The sequence below is a fragment of the Thermanaerosceptrum fracticalcis genome (genome assembly GCF_000746025.2).
Taxonomy (GTDB): domain Bacteria; phylum Bacillota; class Peptococcia; order DRI-13; family DRI-13; genus Thermanaerosceptrum; species Thermanaerosceptrum fracticalcis.
This window is the reverse complement of the sequence record NZ_CP045798.1, coordinates 2,110,655-2,126,869: the sequence shown is the minus strand read 5'-3', so window position 1 is coordinate 2,126,869 and position 16,215 is coordinate 2,110,655. Positions and strand designations below refer to the sequence as shown.

At 44.4% G+C, this 16,215-nt stretch carries 17 protein-coding genes and 1 riboswitch; of the genes, 16 read left to right on the top strand and 1 reads right to left on the bottom strand.

What is annotated here, in order from left to right:
* Nucleotides 1-88 precede the first annotated feature (88 nt).
* The 8 genes from BR63_RS10875 (at nucleotide 89) to BR63_RS10845 (ending at nucleotide 7,449) form a co-directional block, all read left to right on the top strand.
* Complete coding sequence (locus tag BR63_RS10875) at nucleotides 89-2,503, top strand: heavy metal translocating P-type ATPase (protein ID WP_187142668.1); 2,415 nt, start codon at nucleotides 89-91, stop codon at nucleotides 2,501-2,503.
* 34 nt (nucleotides 2,504-2,537) lie between these two features.
* Nucleotides 2,538-2,741, top strand: a complete 204-nt coding sequence (locus BR63_RS10870) for a cation transporter (RefSeq protein ID WP_034420131.1) — start codon at nucleotides 2,538-2,540, stop codon at nucleotides 2,739-2,741.
* 219 nt (nucleotides 2,742-2,960) lie between these two features.
* Nucleotides 2,961-3,911 (top strand): NAD(P)/FAD-dependent oxidoreductase, encoded by a 951-nt coding sequence (locus BR63_RS19555; protein WP_243269981.1) that lies wholly within the window; start codon nucleotides 2,961-2,963, stop codon nucleotides 3,909-3,911.
* The gene (locus BR63_RS19550) at nucleotides 3,869-4,627 is read left to right on the top strand and encodes a rhodanese-like domain-containing protein (RefSeq protein ID WP_243269980.1); all 759 of its coding nucleotides are present in this window, start codon (nucleotides 3,869-3,871) and stop codon (nucleotides 4,625-4,627) included. Before BR63_RS19555 ends, BR63_RS19550 begins: the two co-directional genes overlap by 43 nt.
* A gap of 17 nt (nucleotides 4,628-4,644) precedes the next feature.
* Complete coding sequence (locus BR63_RS10860; RefSeq protein WP_034420129.1) at nucleotides 4,645-4,869, top strand: sulfurtransferase TusA family protein; 225 nt, start codon at nucleotides 4,645-4,647, stop codon at nucleotides 4,867-4,869.
* A 10-nt stretch (nucleotides 4,870-4,879) separates the two neighbouring features.
* Entirely contained in the window at nucleotides 4,880-5,359 is a 480-nt protein-coding gene (locus BR63_RS10855; RefSeq protein ID WP_034420128.1) for a DsrE/DsrF/DrsH-like family protein, read from the top strand.
* Between the two features lie 365 nt (nucleotides 5,360-5,724).
* Nucleotides 5,725-6,093: a hypothetical protein gene (locus BR63_RS10850; RefSeq protein WP_034420126.1), complete on the top strand. Its 369-nt coding sequence runs from the start codon at nucleotides 5,725-5,727 to the stop codon at nucleotides 6,091-6,093.
* Between the two features lie 3 nt (nucleotides 6,094-6,096).
* A complete protein-coding gene (locus BR63_RS10845) occupies nucleotides 6,097-7,449 on the top strand; it encodes a 4Fe-4S binding protein (protein WP_243269979.1) in 1,353 nt (450 codons plus the stop codon).
* A gap of 66 nt (nucleotides 7,450-7,515) precedes the next feature.
* On the opposite strand, the gene BR63_RS10840 is transcribed toward BR63_RS10845, so the two are convergent.
* On the bottom strand, nucleotides 7,516-8,697 hold the full coding sequence (locus BR63_RS10840; protein WP_034420124.1) for an SAM-dependent methyltransferase: 1,182 nt from the start codon (nucleotides 8,695-8,697) through the stop codon (nucleotides 7,516-7,518).
* A 147-nt stretch (nucleotides 8,698-8,844) separates the two neighbouring features.
* On the opposite strand from BR63_RS10840, the gene BR63_RS10835 reads away from it, so the two are divergent.
* From BR63_RS10835 to BR63_RS10800, 8 genes are all read left to right on the top strand, one after another.
* Nucleotides 8,845-9,165, top strand: a complete 321-nt coding sequence (locus BR63_RS10835; protein ID WP_051965402.1) for a TPM domain-containing protein — start codon at nucleotides 8,845-8,847, stop codon at nucleotides 9,163-9,165.
* Between the two features lie 58 nt (nucleotides 9,166-9,223).
* Nucleotides 9,224-9,325: riboswitch (SAM riboswitch) on the top strand.
* A gap of 135 nt (nucleotides 9,326-9,460) precedes the next feature.
* Complete coding sequence (locus BR63_RS10830) at nucleotides 9,461-10,738, top strand: homocysteine synthase (protein WP_034420123.1); 1,278 nt, start codon at nucleotides 9,461-9,463, stop codon at nucleotides 10,736-10,738.
* Nucleotides 10,739-10,763: 25 nt separating this feature from the next.
* Nucleotides 10,764-11,681, top strand: coding sequence for a homoserine O-acetyltransferase MetA (metA, locus tag BR63_RS10825; RefSeq protein ID WP_034420121.1), 918 nt, complete (start codon nucleotides 10,764-10,766; stop codon nucleotides 11,679-11,681).
* Nucleotides 11,682-11,884: 203 nt separating this feature from the next.
* Nucleotides 11,885-12,001, top strand: coding sequence for a YezD family protein (locus tag BR63_RS10820; protein WP_243270118.1), 117 nt, complete (start codon nucleotides 11,885-11,887; stop codon nucleotides 11,999-12,001).
* A gap of 125 nt (nucleotides 12,002-12,126) precedes the next feature.
* Complete coding sequence (locus BR63_RS10815) at nucleotides 12,127-12,423, top strand: hypothetical protein (RefSeq protein ID WP_034420120.1); 297 nt, start codon at nucleotides 12,127-12,129, stop codon at nucleotides 12,421-12,423.
* Nucleotides 12,424-13,240: 817 nt separating this feature from the next.
* Entirely contained in the window at nucleotides 13,241-14,275 is a 1,035-nt protein-coding gene (locus BR63_RS10810) for a TRAP transporter substrate-binding protein (protein ID WP_034420118.1), read from the top strand.
* Nucleotides 14,276-14,392: 117 nt separating this feature from the next.
* Complete coding sequence (locus BR63_RS10805; RefSeq protein ID WP_051965400.1) at nucleotides 14,393-14,914, top strand: TRAP transporter small permease; 522 nt, start codon at nucleotides 14,393-14,395, stop codon at nucleotides 14,912-14,914.
* Nucleotides 14,911-16,188, top strand: coding sequence for a TRAP transporter large permease (locus tag BR63_RS10800; protein WP_034420116.1), 1,278 nt, complete (start codon nucleotides 14,911-14,913; stop codon nucleotides 16,186-16,188). Before BR63_RS10805 ends, BR63_RS10800 begins: the two co-directional genes overlap by 4 nt.
* Nucleotides 16,189-16,215: the final 27 nt, after the last annotated feature.

Here is a 16,215-nt window from a genome sequence, read left to right as displayed (position 1 = left end):
TTCTGTTATGCTTAATTCATGCATTAAATAGTGATGCTCATCTCATGCTATAACTGGGATGGGTCAAAGATAAGGAAGGTGAACAATTATGGAAAAGACCAGTTTTAAAATACAGGGTATGACCTGTGCAGCCTGCGCTGCCAAGATCGAGCGAGCGCTGGGTAAAATGAAAGGTGTAACCGGCGCTAACGTAAATTTAGCCCTGGAGAAAGCTACTATAGAGTATGACCCTCAACAAGTAGGTGTAGATGATTTTAACAAAAAAATTGCTGATCTGGGTTATACCTTAGTCTCAGATAAGGTTGACTTAAAAATTATTGGTATGACCTGTGCGGCCTGTGCGGCTAAGATTGAAAGAAAACTGAATTCCTTACCGGGGGTTACCAAGGCAACGGTAAACCTGGCTACAGAAAAGGCCTCCATAGCCTATTTCTCTGGCACTATCGGGGTTCAAGACTTTAAACAGGCCATTGAAAAGTTGGGATACAAGGCTGAAATGGTCGATGACAAATTAGATGTAGACAAAGAACGGGAAGCTCGAGAAAGAGAAATTAAAAGACAGAAAGCTTACTTCATTTTTTCCGCCGTTCTCTCCTTCCCCCTGGCCTTTTATATGTTTGCTGAACTCTTCAAATGGGCCTGGGCTCCGGAAATATTATTTAACAGGTATTTCCAATTAGCTTTGGCTACACCCATCCAATTCATTGCCGGCGCACAGTTTTATAAAGATGGCTATTATGCCCTAAAAAACCGCAGTGCCAACATGGCAGTCCTGGTAGCACTGGGTACCTCGGCAGCCTATTTCTTCAGCTTAGTGGTCACTTTCTGGGGAGAACAAATCGGGGAAATGCACGTCTACTACGAAACCTCGGCCATTATCATTACGCTCATTATTTTAGGCAAACTTTTAGAGGCCATTGCTAAGGGCAAAACGTCGGAAGCCATCAAAAAATTGATGGGGCTGCAAGCTAAAACGGCCCGGGTCATCCGGGATGGCCAAGAACTTGATATACCCATTGAAGAAGTAGTAGTAGGTGATCTGATTCTGGTACGTCCCGGGGAAAAAATCCCTGTGGATGGTGTCATCAAAGAAGGATATTCCGCTGTAGACGAATCTATGTTGACCGGGGAAAGCATACCCGTGGACAAAAAAGTAGGGGACCAGGTCATTGGGGCTACCATCAACAAACACGGCAGCTTCAAGTTTGAGGCTACCAAAGTTGGTAAAGACACGGCTTTGGCCCAGATCATCAAAATCGTAGAAGATGCTCAAGGCTCCAAGGCTCCGATTCAGAGATTAGCCGACATAATTTCAGCCTATTTCGTACCTGCTGTTATCGTGATTGCTATTGCTACAGCCTTAGTCTGGTACTTTATTGTTGACCCAGGTAACTTCACGCGAGCCCTCATTAACTTTACCGCTGTTCTGGTTATTGCTTGCCCTTGTGCCTTAGGATTGGCAACTCCCACTTCCATCATGGTGGGGACAGGCAAAGGAGCAGAAAACGGTATCTTGATCAAGGGTGGAGAACATTTGGAAAATGCCCATAAGCTCGATACAGTCGTCCTTGACAAAACAGGAACCATCACCAAAGGGCAGCCCGAAGTTACTGATGTATTGAGCCTAATTTCCTTATCAGAAAATGAAATACTACGCATCGCAGCCATTACCGAGAAAGGTTCCGAACACCCCTTAGGGGAAGCCATTGTCAAACGGGGCAAAGAAGTCTTCGGTGAATTACCCGACCCGCAACATTTCGCCGCTATCCCGGGTCATGGTGTGGAAGCTACTGTTGACAATAAAGCCATATTGTTGGGTACAAGAAAACTGATGAGAGAAAGAAATGTGGCCATTGAGCAAATAGAAGATAAAATGAGTGAACTGGAAAACCAGGGTAAGACAGCCATGCTGATGGCTATGGACGGTACCATTGCAGGAATTATTGCTGTGGCTGACACTGTCAAGGAGAATTCAGCGGAGGCCATCAGAGAACTCCAGGCCATGGGTATTGATGTAGTCATGATTACGGGTGATAACAGGCGTACCGCTCAGGCCATTGCCAAACAGGTTGGAATCACCCATGTCCTGGCGGAAGTCTTACCCGAAGATAAGGCTAATGAAGTAGAAAAACTCAAAGCCCAGGGTAAAAAGGTAGGCATGGTGGGTGACGGGATTAATGATGCTCCCGCCCTGGCCACGGCTGATGTGGGGATGGCTATCGGCACAGGGACTGACGTGGCCATGGAGGCTGCCGATATCACCCTCATGCGTGGTGACCTAAGGGGCATACCGGCAAGTATTAAATTAAGCCGGGCTACCATGCGCAATATTAAGCAAAACCTCTTTTGGGCCCTCATCTATAACACATTGGGTATTCCCGTGGCGGCCATGGGCTTATTAAGCCCGGTTATAGCGGGAGCAGCTATGGCTTTCAGTTCTGTTTCCGTAGTGACAAATGCCCTAAGATTGAAGCGCTGGAAGCATAAATCAGCTTCCAGATAAAAATAAATTAAATCAACAATTTAGGAGGTTAATTATGGAGAAAAAAGTATTAAAAGTGAATGGCATGTCCTGCAACCACTGCAAAATGTCTATTGAGAAAGCCCTAAAGGGTATTGGGGTGGATGCTGCAGTAAATCTGGGTGAAAAAACTGTTACAGTTGAATATGACCCGGCGAAAGTAAAATTTGAACAAATTGTTACGGAAATTGAAGACCAGGGTTATGATGTAGTGCAATAAGTATAAGGGGCTCCGTTGGGAGCTCTTTCTACTTATTCTTAGAAACGTAACAGTACTTTTCTGTCAAGATTATTCCAAAATATAACATTGACATTACTATATATATGAATAATAATATATTTGGCTGTACTAGTGCGGAATTGCACAAAGTTGATTAATGTAGAAGAAATATCTGTAATTTTTCTGATTTAAAAGCTTGAGTGCGAGGAGTGAGAGGTTATGAGGAAGGAGAGAGTAGTAGTTATTGGCGGTGTGGCGGCAGGCACCAAGGCGGCCAGCAAAGCTAAACGGGAAAATCCGGACTTGGAAGTGATAGTACTCGCCAGAGATAAAGATGTTTCTTATGCTGGGTGTGGCCTCCCTTATTATATAGGGAGTATCATCAAAGACCGCAAGGAACTGGTAGTGAGGGAACCCGAAGAATTTGAGCGGGAACAGGGAATTTTAGTTTTAACCGGGCGAGAGGTAACCCGCATTGATCCTACCGGCAAAACGGTACGGTTTACCGAACTGAACACCGGCGCCTGTCATGAAGTTTCTTATGATTATCTTATCTTAGCTACAGGCGCTTCGCCCGTCTTACCACCTGTTGAAGGAATTACCCTCAAGAATATTTATTCCGTGAGAACGGTGGATGATGCGGAAGCCATTCGTCAGCTGGTGGATGAGGGAGCAGTTCAGAAGGCTGTGGTGGTGGGTGCTGGCTTTATTGGCCTGGAAGTGGCAGAAAACCTTACTCTGAAGGGGATCACCGTCACTGTGGTAGAGATGGCCCCTACCATTCTCCCAGGCTATGACGAGGAAATAGCCCGGTATATCCAAAACTATCTGGTAGAAAAGGGCGTAGCGATACGAACTTCCACCAGGGTTTGCGGTTTTACTGGTAACTCCGAAGGTAAAGTCCAAGGTGTTAAGCTTTCTCAGGATGTGTTGCCGGCTCAACTAGTGGTCTGGGCCGGAGGGGTTCGTCCCAATACCAAGATAGCTAAGGAAGCGGGGATAGAACTAGGGCCTACCGGGTGTATTGCCGTAAATGAATACATGGAAACTAACATTCCCGGTATCTATGCTGTGGGGGATTGTGCCGAAAACACCCACCTTTTAACCCAGGAACCTGTTGGTATCCTATGGGTTCTACGGCTAACAAAACGGGGAGGATTGCTGGTCTGAATGTTGCTCATAAAACAAAAGCGGACTTTTTACCCGGTGTTCTGGGGACCAGTGTTATTAAGCTCTTTGAACTGCAGGCTGCTCGTACAGGCTTAACAGAGGCACAAGCAACGCAAAAAGGTTATGCCGTGGAAACGGTTTTAGTTCCGGCTAACGACAAGGCCCATTATTATCCGGGTTATAGGCAGATTATTACGAAGCTTATTGCAGAAAAGGAAACAGGTAAAATCCTGGGTGCTCAGATTGTAGGGGAAGGTGTAGTTGATAAGCCTATTGATATTATTGTAGCCATGATGTCTTGCGGGGCTACGGTGGAACAACTGGCCCGCCTGGACTTGGCATATGCCCCGCCTTTCTCCATGGCCATGAGTTCTACCATCCTGGCGGCTAACGTAATGCTCAACAAGCTGCAGAGTAAATTTACAGGAATGAACCCCAAAGACCTGGTGACTGCCCTGGAAAAAGAAGAGATTGCAGTGATCGACGTACGAACGGAGGCTGAGTTTTTCGTTAAGGCCATACCTGGTGCCCTGAATATTCCTTTTAACCAATTGACAAACCGCTTAGATGAAATACCCCGCAACAAAAAAATAGTGCTTGTTTGCAAAGTGGGGAAGAGGGCTTATTTAACCCTGCCCACGCTTAAAAAATTAGGTTTTGCGGATGTGGCGATCCTCGACGGAGGTATTGAAGCCTATCCCTATACCGTGGAATAAACAGAGGAGGAGTTAGCATGGCAGAATATCTTATTAATGCTCGCGGGCTTCAATGCCCCGGTCCTATCGTTCAGCTTTTCAATCAAAGCAAACAGTGTGCTGAGGGAGACGTTATCAAGATCGAAGTTACCGACCCTGGTTTCAAAAGAGATGTCCAAGCCTGGTGCAAAAAAACAGGTAATGAACTGATTGACATAACCGAAAAAGATGGGGTAATTATTGCTACCATTAAAAAGAATTAGGAGGGGGAACATGGTCCAGTCCAATAAAAAAACCATCATCATGTTTAGCGGTGATTTAGACAAAGCCATGGCCGGGTTCATTATTGCTAACGGGGCTGCAGCAATGGGCGACGATGTCACCATGTTCTTTACCTTCTGGGGACTGAATATTCTACGCAAGCCCGAAAATGTCCCGGTGAAAAAGGGCTTCCTGGAGAAGATTTTTGGTTGGATGATGCCCAGAGGTGCAGAAAAACTGGGATTGTCCAAGATGAACTTCTGGGGAATGGGAGCCGTAATGATGAAGAAAATCATGGGGGATAAGCAGGTTAACACCCTTCCCGAACTTATCGCTTCTGCCCAGGCACTGGGTGTGAAAATGGTGGCCTGCACCATGTCTATGGATGTGATGGGTATAAAAGAAGAGGAATTAATTCCCGGCCTGGAATTTGCCGGAGTGGCCACTTATTTAGGTGAAGCTGATCAAGCGGGAGTTAATCTCTTTATCTAGTAAAAAAATAGTAAAGAAGTGAGGAGTCTAGAAAAAGAACTCCTCATTTTCTTTTTTATGATTCTATAGGTTTATTCATGATCTTTTTTGGCCTGAATATAGCTGGATTCAGTGTGTTCCGCAAATTGCAGGTAAAGTGGCCATGGGGAAGATATTCAACAGGAAACAGGAATAAAACACCCTTAACTCCCAAGAGAAAATTGGTGGCATCGCTGTAAGTTTGAAGTGCACTAATTATCTCTTAATACTTCACACTTTATACACAAATTGATCACAGTTTATCCATATTTCCTTGTTATTATCATTCGGAAAAATTTCTTTAACTGGAAGATATTTTCAGACATTAAGGAAAGGAAGGATTCGGATTGGAGAAAAAAGTGATGGCTTTAATTCTCATTATGACCTTGATAGTTACAGTATTGCCGGGAATTACCCTGGCTGCGGGTAATGACAGCCATGGTTCCGGTTCCAGTCACGGCACAGGCGACAAAAACGTTAAAGTTAACCCAAACAACAATACGCAACCTGTGGAAACCCATAGTGGACAAGAGATGACCGGGAATATGACACCTATGGAATCTCACGAAACAGCCGATGACCACGGCGGAGGCGGCCACGGTACCAAAATAACCGAAAGAAACTATGCTTTACTGTATGTTTTTTTAGTAATTAACCTGGCAGTACTGGCTATAGCAGGTTTTCTGAAATATTCCCGTAGAACGGTGGTGGCATAATCTTTGGCAAAAGTTCAACCAGGAGAAGTGAAACAAGTTCCACCCAGGATTTCGTTCATAAAAGATATTCTAAAGCAGCCCTGGTATCCAGGGATCATTGTGTGGCCAACTTTCTTTATTTTTGGTTTTATCGTCTACCAGCTACTCTTTGGTCCTGACGCAGCCCATGACAACTTTGGTACAGCAGCTACCTGGGTCTTATGGTGGCCCTTAATTCCGTTAATCTTTCTCCTTTTAGGAAGATTCTGGTGTGCCATCTGTCCCTTCGCTACCTTGAGTGACCTGGTCCAGAAGGTAGTGGGGTTGAATGGTCCGGTGCCTAAGTTCCTTAAGAAATATGGTATTTGGCTGATTGACTTTTTCTTTATTCTAATTACCTGGGCAGATCATGTCTGGGGTATCGTGGAATCACCCTGGGGATCCGGTATCCTCTTATTGATGCTTGTAACAGGTGTAGTCATCTCCGGCGCTTTCTGGGAGAGAAGAACCTGGTGCCGTTATCTCTGTTTCCTTGGCGGCTTGTCCAGTAACTATGCGAGAGCCGGTGCCGTAGAATTGCGGGCTACTCCCGATATCTGTAAGGATTGTAAGACTGCTTCCTGCTTCAAAGGAAACGGAAAAGTCCCCGGTTGTCCCATGTTTGAGTTTCCACGAACCATGGATACCAATGCGCGTTGTAACTACTGCGGTTATTGCGTGAAATCTTGCCCCAATGATTCTATCCAGGTTTCTTTAAGAGTACCTACCAGGGAACTCTGGTTTATTAGAAAACCATCCTTTGAGGAATCCTTCCTGGCTATCGTTATTGTCGGCATCGTCTTTATCCAAAACATCACTATGCTGGATGTCTGGGGTAAAATGCTGGCCTTCCTGGAGAACCTGACCGGAACGAGCAATTACGCCGTTATCTTCACCATCGCCTTCTTGATTGCGATGGGTTCCACGGTAGCTCTGCTCTTTATCACCAGTTTCTTTGCGAAAAAGACAGAGTCAACTACCGTAAACTTTGCCCGCTTTGGCTACGCGTTGATACCACTAGATTTAGCCGGGCACCTGGCTCATAACCTTTTCCACCTGTTAGCGGAAGGGAAATCCATTTTCTATACCTTTATCGCCCTATTTACAGAGATGCCGGAAGGCTCTCCTGCCCTGGTCTCCAATGACGTTATCCAACTCTTGCAGTTCGCTTTAATTGGTTTGGGGGTGCTGGGCTCCATTTATACCGTCTACCGCATTGCCAAATACAATTACCAGGATGATTTCAAGAGACCATTCCTAGTCCACACCATTCTGGTTATTCTTTTAGGCATTTTAAATATTTACCTGTTTACCTTGCCAATGATGAGCCGGATGTAGATGATAATATACACAGTCTCCTTTCATAAATGGCATAGGGGTTTATAATTTACTCTGGTTTCAAAACTACACATAAAGATAGTGGCGTGTCAGAGGTAAATTGTTATTCAATCCTTTAGAGAAAAGGATTTGATGGATATCCAGGCCGCTATAGCGGAAGGAAGCGGCACAGGACTGCAAATACAACCGCCACATGCGGACAAAGCGTTCACCATACCTTTTATGTACTGTTTCCGCATTCTTTTCAAAATTTGCTGCCCAGCGGTCCAGGGTCATAGCGTAGTGGAGGCGGAGGCTCTCTACATCCAAGAGGTGAAAGTCATATTCCGGGAGCAGCCAGATTAGTTCCCTGAGGGAGGGGATGTAACCACCGGGAAAGATGTATTTCTCAATCCAGGAATTGACCGGTCCTTCTTTTAAGTGAGTAATTGTATGTAGAAGTGAGAGGCCCTGGGGAGCTAGCAATTTGTCCACTGAAGCCATATAACGCGGTAGATTGGCTCTTCCTACATGCTCTAACATCCCTATACTCACTACCTTATCAAAGGTACGACCGCTTTCCGCCAGTGTTCTGTAGTCCATGAGCTCTACTTCTACCAATTCTTCCAGGGCTAATTCCTGAATCCTGCGTTTAGTTTCCCTATATTGCTCTTCACTGAGGGTAATTCCTAAGGTCTTAACTTGATATTGCTGGGCTGCCCGGATAATTAACCAGCCCCAGCCGCTCCCGATATCCAGCAAAGTCTCTCCTGGACGGAGTTGCAGCTTTTTTAGCACATGATCGATCTTTTGTAGTTGAGCCTGGTATAAAGAGTCTTGGGGAGAGCAAAAATAGGCGCATGAATAGCTCATGGTCTCATCCAGCCATAAGGCGAAAAAGTCATTCCCCAGGTCATAATGATGCTGTACATCCATTTTCTGTTGTTGCAAGGAATTTGGTCGCTGCCACCGTAACAGTGTTTTTCTTACTCTTGGGTTCCGCTGTAGGAAAGAGTTTTTGTTTAAAAAAGCAAGCTTGAGAAATTTCTCAAGTTCTCCTTCAAATTCTATGGCCCCATCCATATAGGCTTCGCCTAAAGCCATGACCGGGTCACCAAGTACTTTTTTAGGATCTAGCGGATTGTTAAAAATAATTCTACAGGCAGGGTTACCGTTCCCATACTGTTCTGTTGTTCCGTCCCAGTAAGTTACAGCCAGGGAACCGGTAGCCACCTGACTGAGCAGCTGGTGCATCAACTGCTTTTGCATAGACGATACTCCTTTCGACATTAAAATTAACCAAGCATAATGAACTATTTATATGTTTTCCAACGATACATAAACAAATACCCAATAATTACCATGCAAATATAAAATGAAAATTACCTCGGTATAATTAAAAAGTTTACGGCAATTTTGCGGAAAATAAATGTAAAACAGCTACAGCTTAAAATACTCTTTAGCCTTATAGTCTGGTCTGTTCCCACCTGGTCCGCCGATCCTCCCATTCCTAATCCCACCAGTAGCTTTTATGTACTGGACAAAGCCAACATCTTAAGTGAAAGTACGGAACAAACCATTATACAAACCTCCGCAGAGCTAGCACGCAAGACCAAAGCCCAGATCGTGGCGGTAACGGTCAACACCTTAGAAGGATATTCCCCGGAGGATTATGCTCTGGCCATACTGAGAAAGTGGGGCATCGGCGACAAACAGTTGAATAATGACAACCTGTAAATTTGCATATTGACAATGCCTTTAACCCTCTTTATAATAATTTTCAAAACAGCATATATACTCATCCAGAGAGGTGGAGGGACTGGCCCAATGAAACCCGGCAACCTGCTTTCATGCGAGGTGCTAATTCCTGTAGGATGATTATCCTAACAGATGAGTTTTTAGTTTTTAAAAATCTCTTCCTGTTAGGAAGAGATTTTTCGTTTTTGCTGACCATATAAAATGGAGGCTAAAACTCTTATGAGTTTTGCCTCCATTTTTGGTAGATAAGAAAAAATTAGAGGAGGTCTTTACCATGAGTAAAAATCAATTAGGCTTTGATACCTTAGCCCTTCATGCCGGGCAGAAACCTGATCCCACTACAGGAGCCAGAGCAGTTCCTATTTACCAGACGACTTCTTATGTATTTAATGACGTCCAGCACGCCGCCAACCTTTTTGCCTTGAAGGAATCGGGAAATATTTACACACGAATTATGAACCCCACCCAGGATGTATTTGAACAACGGGTGGCGGCTTTGGAAGGAGGGGTTGGCGCCCTGGCCACTGCCTCGGGACAGGCCGCTATCACTTACAGTATTTTAAACATTGCCCAGGCCGGTGATGAAATTGTTTCATCTTCAACCCTCTATGGCGGGACATATACCTTGTTCTCTTCCACCTTTGCCAAACTGGGGATTAAGGTAAATTTTGTTGATCCTTCCGACCCTGAGAATTTCCGCAGGGCAGTAACAGATAAGACAAAAGCCTTCTATGCCGAGACTATCGGCAATCCCCGCAATAATATTCTAGATATCGAAAGGGTTGCCAGTATTGCCCACGAGTCAGGTGTACCCCTAATAGTGGATAATACCTTTGCCACCCCCTATTTATGCCGGCCCTTTGAGTTTGGCGCAGATATTGTAGTTCATTCCGCCACTAAATTTATTGGCGGGCATGGTACATCTATTGGGGGTGTCATTGTTGACAGCGGGAAATTCGACTGGACTAACGGTAAATTCCCTGGTTTAACTGAGCCTGATCCCAGTTATCACGGTGTTAAATATGTGGAAGCAATGGGCCCTCTTGCTTATATCATTAAGGCCCGGGTACAGCTTCTCCGTGACACCGGGGCCTGTGTCAGCCCTTTCAATGCCTTCCTTTTTCTCCAGGGTTTGGAGACCTTATCTTTAAGAGTGCAGCGACATTGTGACAATGCCCTGGTCGTTGCCCAGTTTCTACAAAATCACCCTGCTGTGGAATGGGTCAACTATCCCGGATTACTTTCTAACCCTTATCACGAGCTTGCCAAGAAATATTTAAAAAATGGTTTCGGTTCCATCTTTACCTTCGGGGTCAAAGGAGGATACGAGGCTGGAGTAAGATTTATTCAGAAATTAAAACTATTTTCTTTGCTGGCTAATGTGGGTGACGCCAAGTCGCTAGTTATTCACCCGGCCAGTACAACCCACCAGCAGTTAAGTCCCGACGAGCAGATTGCTGCGGGTGTAAACCCGGAAATGATCAGGATCTCTGTGGGGATTGAAGACATCAAAGATATCATCGCTGACTTGGAGCAGGCTTTAGCAGATTAAGGAAAACGGGGGGGAGAAAGAGCAAATGCCCATTAATATTCCTGATAATTTGCCAACGAGAGAAATCTTACAAAGTGAGAATATTTTTGTTATGAAGGAAGAACGAGCTATTCATCAGGATATCCGGCCCTTAAAAATTGCCATCTTAAATTTGATGCCTACTAAGATCGCTACTGAAACCCAGATCCTTCGCCTTCTAGGAAATTCTCCTCTTCAGGTTGACATTGTCTTGCTACACCCCCGTACCCATCAGTCCAAAAATACGCCGGAGGAACATCTGTTAAAGTTTTATAATACCTTTGAGGACATTAAACATGAAAAGTTCGACGGCATGATTATTACCGGAGCTCCTGTAGAAGATATGGCCTTTGAAGAGGTGGATTATTGGGAAGAATTAACCGCAATCATGGAATGGTCCCTGCATCATGTATATTCCACGTTCCATATCTGCTGGGGTGCACAGGCAGGACTCTTCTATCATTATGGAGTACCTAAGTATCCCTTGCCCGAAAAGATGTTTGGGGTTTTTACCCATCAGGTGAATAGGAAAAATACGATGCTTTTACGTGGTTTTGATGATGAGTTTTATGCTCCCCATTCCAGGCATACCGAAATCAGAAGGGAGGACATCCTGAAGATACCTGAATTGGAGATACTGGCAGAGTCTCCCACAGCCGGTATATATATAGTGGCTGCCAAGAATGGACGGCAAATTTTTGTCACGGGACATTCTGAATATGATCCACTGACCTTAAAAGCCGAATATGAGCGTGATGTGGCCAGAGGTCTGCCCATTGCTCTTCCCCAAAACTATTTTCCTGAAAATGACCCGACGAAGGACCCTGTTGTAAAATGGAGAAGCCATGCCAATCTTCTTTTTGCCAACTGGCTTAACTATTATGTGTACCAGGAAACTCCTTTTGATTTGCGGCAGTTGAAATAACGTTGTCCGGAGATACTATCCAGATAAAGGAGGACCAGGAAATTCACTGCCGTTGACAGTTGGTTATTCTCAAAGTATACTTACTCCAAATATAAAAGATATTCCCTCAGTCTACGGCCGGAAAGGAATTTTATTTACGCTTAAAGGAGGTATCTCCAGTGGGTGACGTAGAGAAGGTTACAAAAGAACAGCATGACGCACAGGTGTGGAAGAGGGTACTTGAAGCCGTCAAAAGTGTCCGTTATGGCAGTGTCACCATCATCATTCAGGATGGCCGGGTGGTCCAAATAGATAAGTGTGAAAAAATAAGACTGGTATAAGGTTTTTGAAATTTCATTACTATTTGTTCATAAAATGTTCAAAATTCCTCCCAAGTTTGGTCACAACTACTTGATATGATAAACCTGCAGGTAAATCATAAACCAAATTTAAAGGAGGAATTGAAATGAAAAAAAGTATCATTTTCCTGGTTGTCGGTTTACTGCTCATTGGGATTGCCGGGACGGCAATTGCCGCTTCCGATTCTCAGGAGACGACCCAAGCTCCTGTGATTCAGGCTCCCCAGTCTCAAACCCCTGTGCCCCCTCAACCCGGTCAAGATTTTTGGCAGCAGATGTATGCTTACTGTCATGGTCCTAACGGCATGATGAGCCAGTATTTTGGTAACGGTGCTGCACCCCAGGGCTTTGGTGGGATGATGGGCGGTTACGGCGGCATGATGGGTAGTTACGGCTACAGGTAATTTCTAAACAGTACACTACTTACTGAAAGAGACATGTGCAAACACATGTCTCTTAAATTTACTGTATGTCTTTTTGATAATTAACCTGGCAGTACTGGCTATAGCAGGTTTTCTGAAATATTCCCGTAGAACGGCGGTGGCATAAGTTTTGGTAAAAGTTCAACCAAGAGAAATGAAACAAGTTCCACCAGAACCATGATACCAACGCCCGCTGTAACTGGTTATCTTGTTGGGCATCTTAAATATTTACCTGTTTACATTACCCATGATGAGCAGGATGTAGGAATAAAAAGATTCCCCGGGAGTTTTCCGGGGAATCTTTTTATTCCTTATATCTTGAAATATCTTAAATTTGTTCACTTCTTTATGTAGATGGTGAGCTAACTCGGAGAGGCCATGACGCAGCAATGACGATTATGATGCGAGATTGCATCCCGAGATGTAATTTCGCATCAATGACAAACCTCTACAGAGTACAAAAAAATAACTACAAAACACAAAAACGATGCGAAATTACATCAAATTAACGAAAAAAAGTGTATGATTTTGTCTTATTAATATGGCACGAATATTGCTTGTAAAAAATAAGTGGAGAAATATGAAAAAACTTGTGGTTTTTTTAACAATCGGCAGGAAACCGGGGGGTGGTCGAGAAATATATCGAAAAACATAAAAAATGTCGAAGATATTGCCTTGCCCTAATTAAACAAATGAGTAATGAGGATTTTACTTCTTTTTACTCATGAAGGAGGTGAAGCTGAACTCCATTGATAAAAAACTGCAATATAAAGAGGACTAATGAATTGAGGAGGAGCAAATGATGAGTAAAAAGTTTATTAAGAAAATCTTGGCACTGTCCTTAATCGTTTTATTAATTGTTGCAATTGCAGGCTGTGGTAATGATAATGCCAAAAAAGACGGAAATAATCCATCGACAAAAGACGGGAAGATTACCATTCGTGTTGGACATGTTCTGGCTCCGGACCATACATATAACCTTGCTCTTAATCATTTTGCGGAATTAGTATCTAAAAAGACCAATGGCAAAGTTGAAGTAAAAGTATTCCCCAGTTCCCAGCTAGGTAATGAACGTGACCTGGTGGAGGGTATGCAAGTACATACGGTGGAAATGGGCTTAATCTCCACTGGACCTATTAGCGGTTTTGTACCTGAAATCATGCTCTTAGACCTTCCTTATCTCTTCCGTGACCAGGCCCACGCTTACAAGGTTTTAGACGGGGAAGTAGGTGACATGATTAACAAAAAGATGTTAGACGCCGGAATTCGTAACCTGGCCTGGTGGGATCAGGGTTTCCGCAGTGTGTTTAATACCAAGCGTCCTATCAATAAGCCCGAAGACATGAGCGGCATTAAAATTCGTGTTATGGAAAACCCCTTAATGATTGATACCTTTAATATCATGGGTGCAAGTTCCACGCCTATGGCCTGGGGTGAAGTATACACCGCCCTGCAGCAAAAAACAATTGACGCAGCTGAAGGTGCCATGGAGACAGCTTACACCGGCGGTTTCGCTGAGGTTACCAAATATCTCTCTATGACTAAGCATTTCTATTCCGGGGTTCCTCTTTTGATTGATGAAAAATTCTTCCAAGGCCTGCCCGAAGATATTAAAAAAGCCCTTCAAGAAGCAGCTGTTGAAGGACGTGATTACGAGCGAAAGCTCCTCCAGTCCCGTGAACAAGAGATGCTAGCAAAAATTAAAGAAAAAGGCGTCGAAGTAAATACACCTGACCTTGAACCCTTCCGGAAAGCAGTACAACCCTTGTACGACAAATATGCTCAGAAAGTTGGCGGCAAGGACCTTATTCAGAAAGTTATCGATACCAAGTAAGCTCTCTGGTAATGCTTAGGCAGGCAGGAACCGGAATTAATAGTCGGACCTGCCTGTCTTATTCAAAAAATAAACCAAGCCATGGATACTGTCTTGACAGTAAAGGGAGGGTGGAACTTGAGAAAAATTATGGGGTTTATTAGTAAACTAGAAGAATACGTAGCCGGAGTTCTGATGGTAGCCATTGTGGTAGTTATTTTTGCCCAGGTGGTTTACCGGTATGTCCTGTCAAGTCCTCTAAGCTGGTCGGAGGAACTGGGGCGTTATCTTTTTGTGTGGATTAGTTTTCTTGGTGCCAGTATCGCCTTTAAAAAGGGCGCTCATCTAGGAATAGATGTCTTTACCAGCAAGTTGTCGGAAAAATATCAGAACTACCTGGCCGTGATTGTTAATGTTTTAGGCATCATCTTTTTGGCGATGATTGTAAAAGAATCCGCCGGGTTACTTGAGCGGGTGGTAAAGCAGGTATCCCCAGCCATGCGGATTTCTATGAAATGGCCCTATCTGGCTCTTCCGGTTTGTACCTCGCTCATGCTGCTTCACCTTCTGGAAAATACTGTCGAGCGGGTAAAAAAAATATTTTCCTCTCAGGGAAAGCAAGATAGAATGATTGGCGGAAAGGGGGAACTGCCTAAATGACTGCTGTATTGTTTGGAAGTTTGGCTCTGCTATTTTTAATTAACGTGCCCATTGCTTTAGCCTTGGGTATTGCCTCAAGTGCAGCATTACTCTATAAAGGCAACATCCCCTTACTGGTAGTCGCCCAGCGCATGTTTACCGGTACAGATTCCTTTCCCCTTATGGCGATTCCTTTCTTTATGCTAGCCGGTGCCTTGATGGATACGGGAGGGATTTCCCGTCGGCTTGTACGGTTTGCCAATAGCCTGGTGGGTCACATTCCCGGTGGCCTGGCCCACGTGGCTGCGCTCTCTGCTATGTTTTTCGCTGCGGTTTCCGGTTCAGGGGCAGCTACCACTGCAGCTATCGGCTCTATGCTTATACCGGCCTTACTTAACAAAGGTTACCGCAAAGACTTCGCCGTCTGTCTCCTGGGGGCATCGGGGCCAATTGGTATTATCATCCCGCCCTCTATTCCCTTTGTGTTGTACGGGGTGTCCGCGGGGGTTTCCATTGGTAAACTGTTTTTAGCAGGGATTGTTCCCGGCATTATGATGGGTATTGGAATCATGATTGTAAACTATATTTACGCTAAAAAAGAGGGCTACCAGCCGGAAAAAAGGGCTACTGCTTCAGAAGTCTTTTCGGCTTTTATAGATGCTTTCCCTGCCCTTCTTATGCCTTTAATTATACTTGGAGGTATTTTAGGCGGTATTTTCACACCAACTGAAGCGGCCGTCGTTGCCGTGGTTTATGGATTGTTGGTTGGTGTCTTTGCCTACCGGGAATTAAAATGGCAGCATTTAAGTAATGTTTTAACTGCGTCCGCTATCAGTACCGGTGTCGTTATGCTGCTCTTAGCTATTGCTTCCACTTTTGGTTGGATTATGACCAGTGAGCAGATTCCCCAAAAGATCGCTGCCGGTCTCTTGAGTATATCGAACAATCCTTATGTTATCTTATTGATTATTAATATTCTGCTTTTAATAATCGGTACCTTTATGGAGACCACGCCTGCTCTAATCCTACTGGTACCTGTACTTTATCCGGTCATAATGAAAATGGGGATTGACCCCATCCACTTCGGTGTTGTGATGGTAACCAACCTGGCCATTGGCATGCTGACGCCTCCTCTGGGCTTGTGTCTTTTTGTCTCCTGTAACATAGCCGATGCCAAGATGTCGGAAGTAATGAAACCGATACTACCATTCTTAGCGGCAACAGTCACAGTGCTTATGCTGGTGACTTATTTCCCGCAGTTGTCCCTCTGGTTACCAAATCTATTGATTAAATAACAGCTTAAAATTTGTCTAAAACGACGG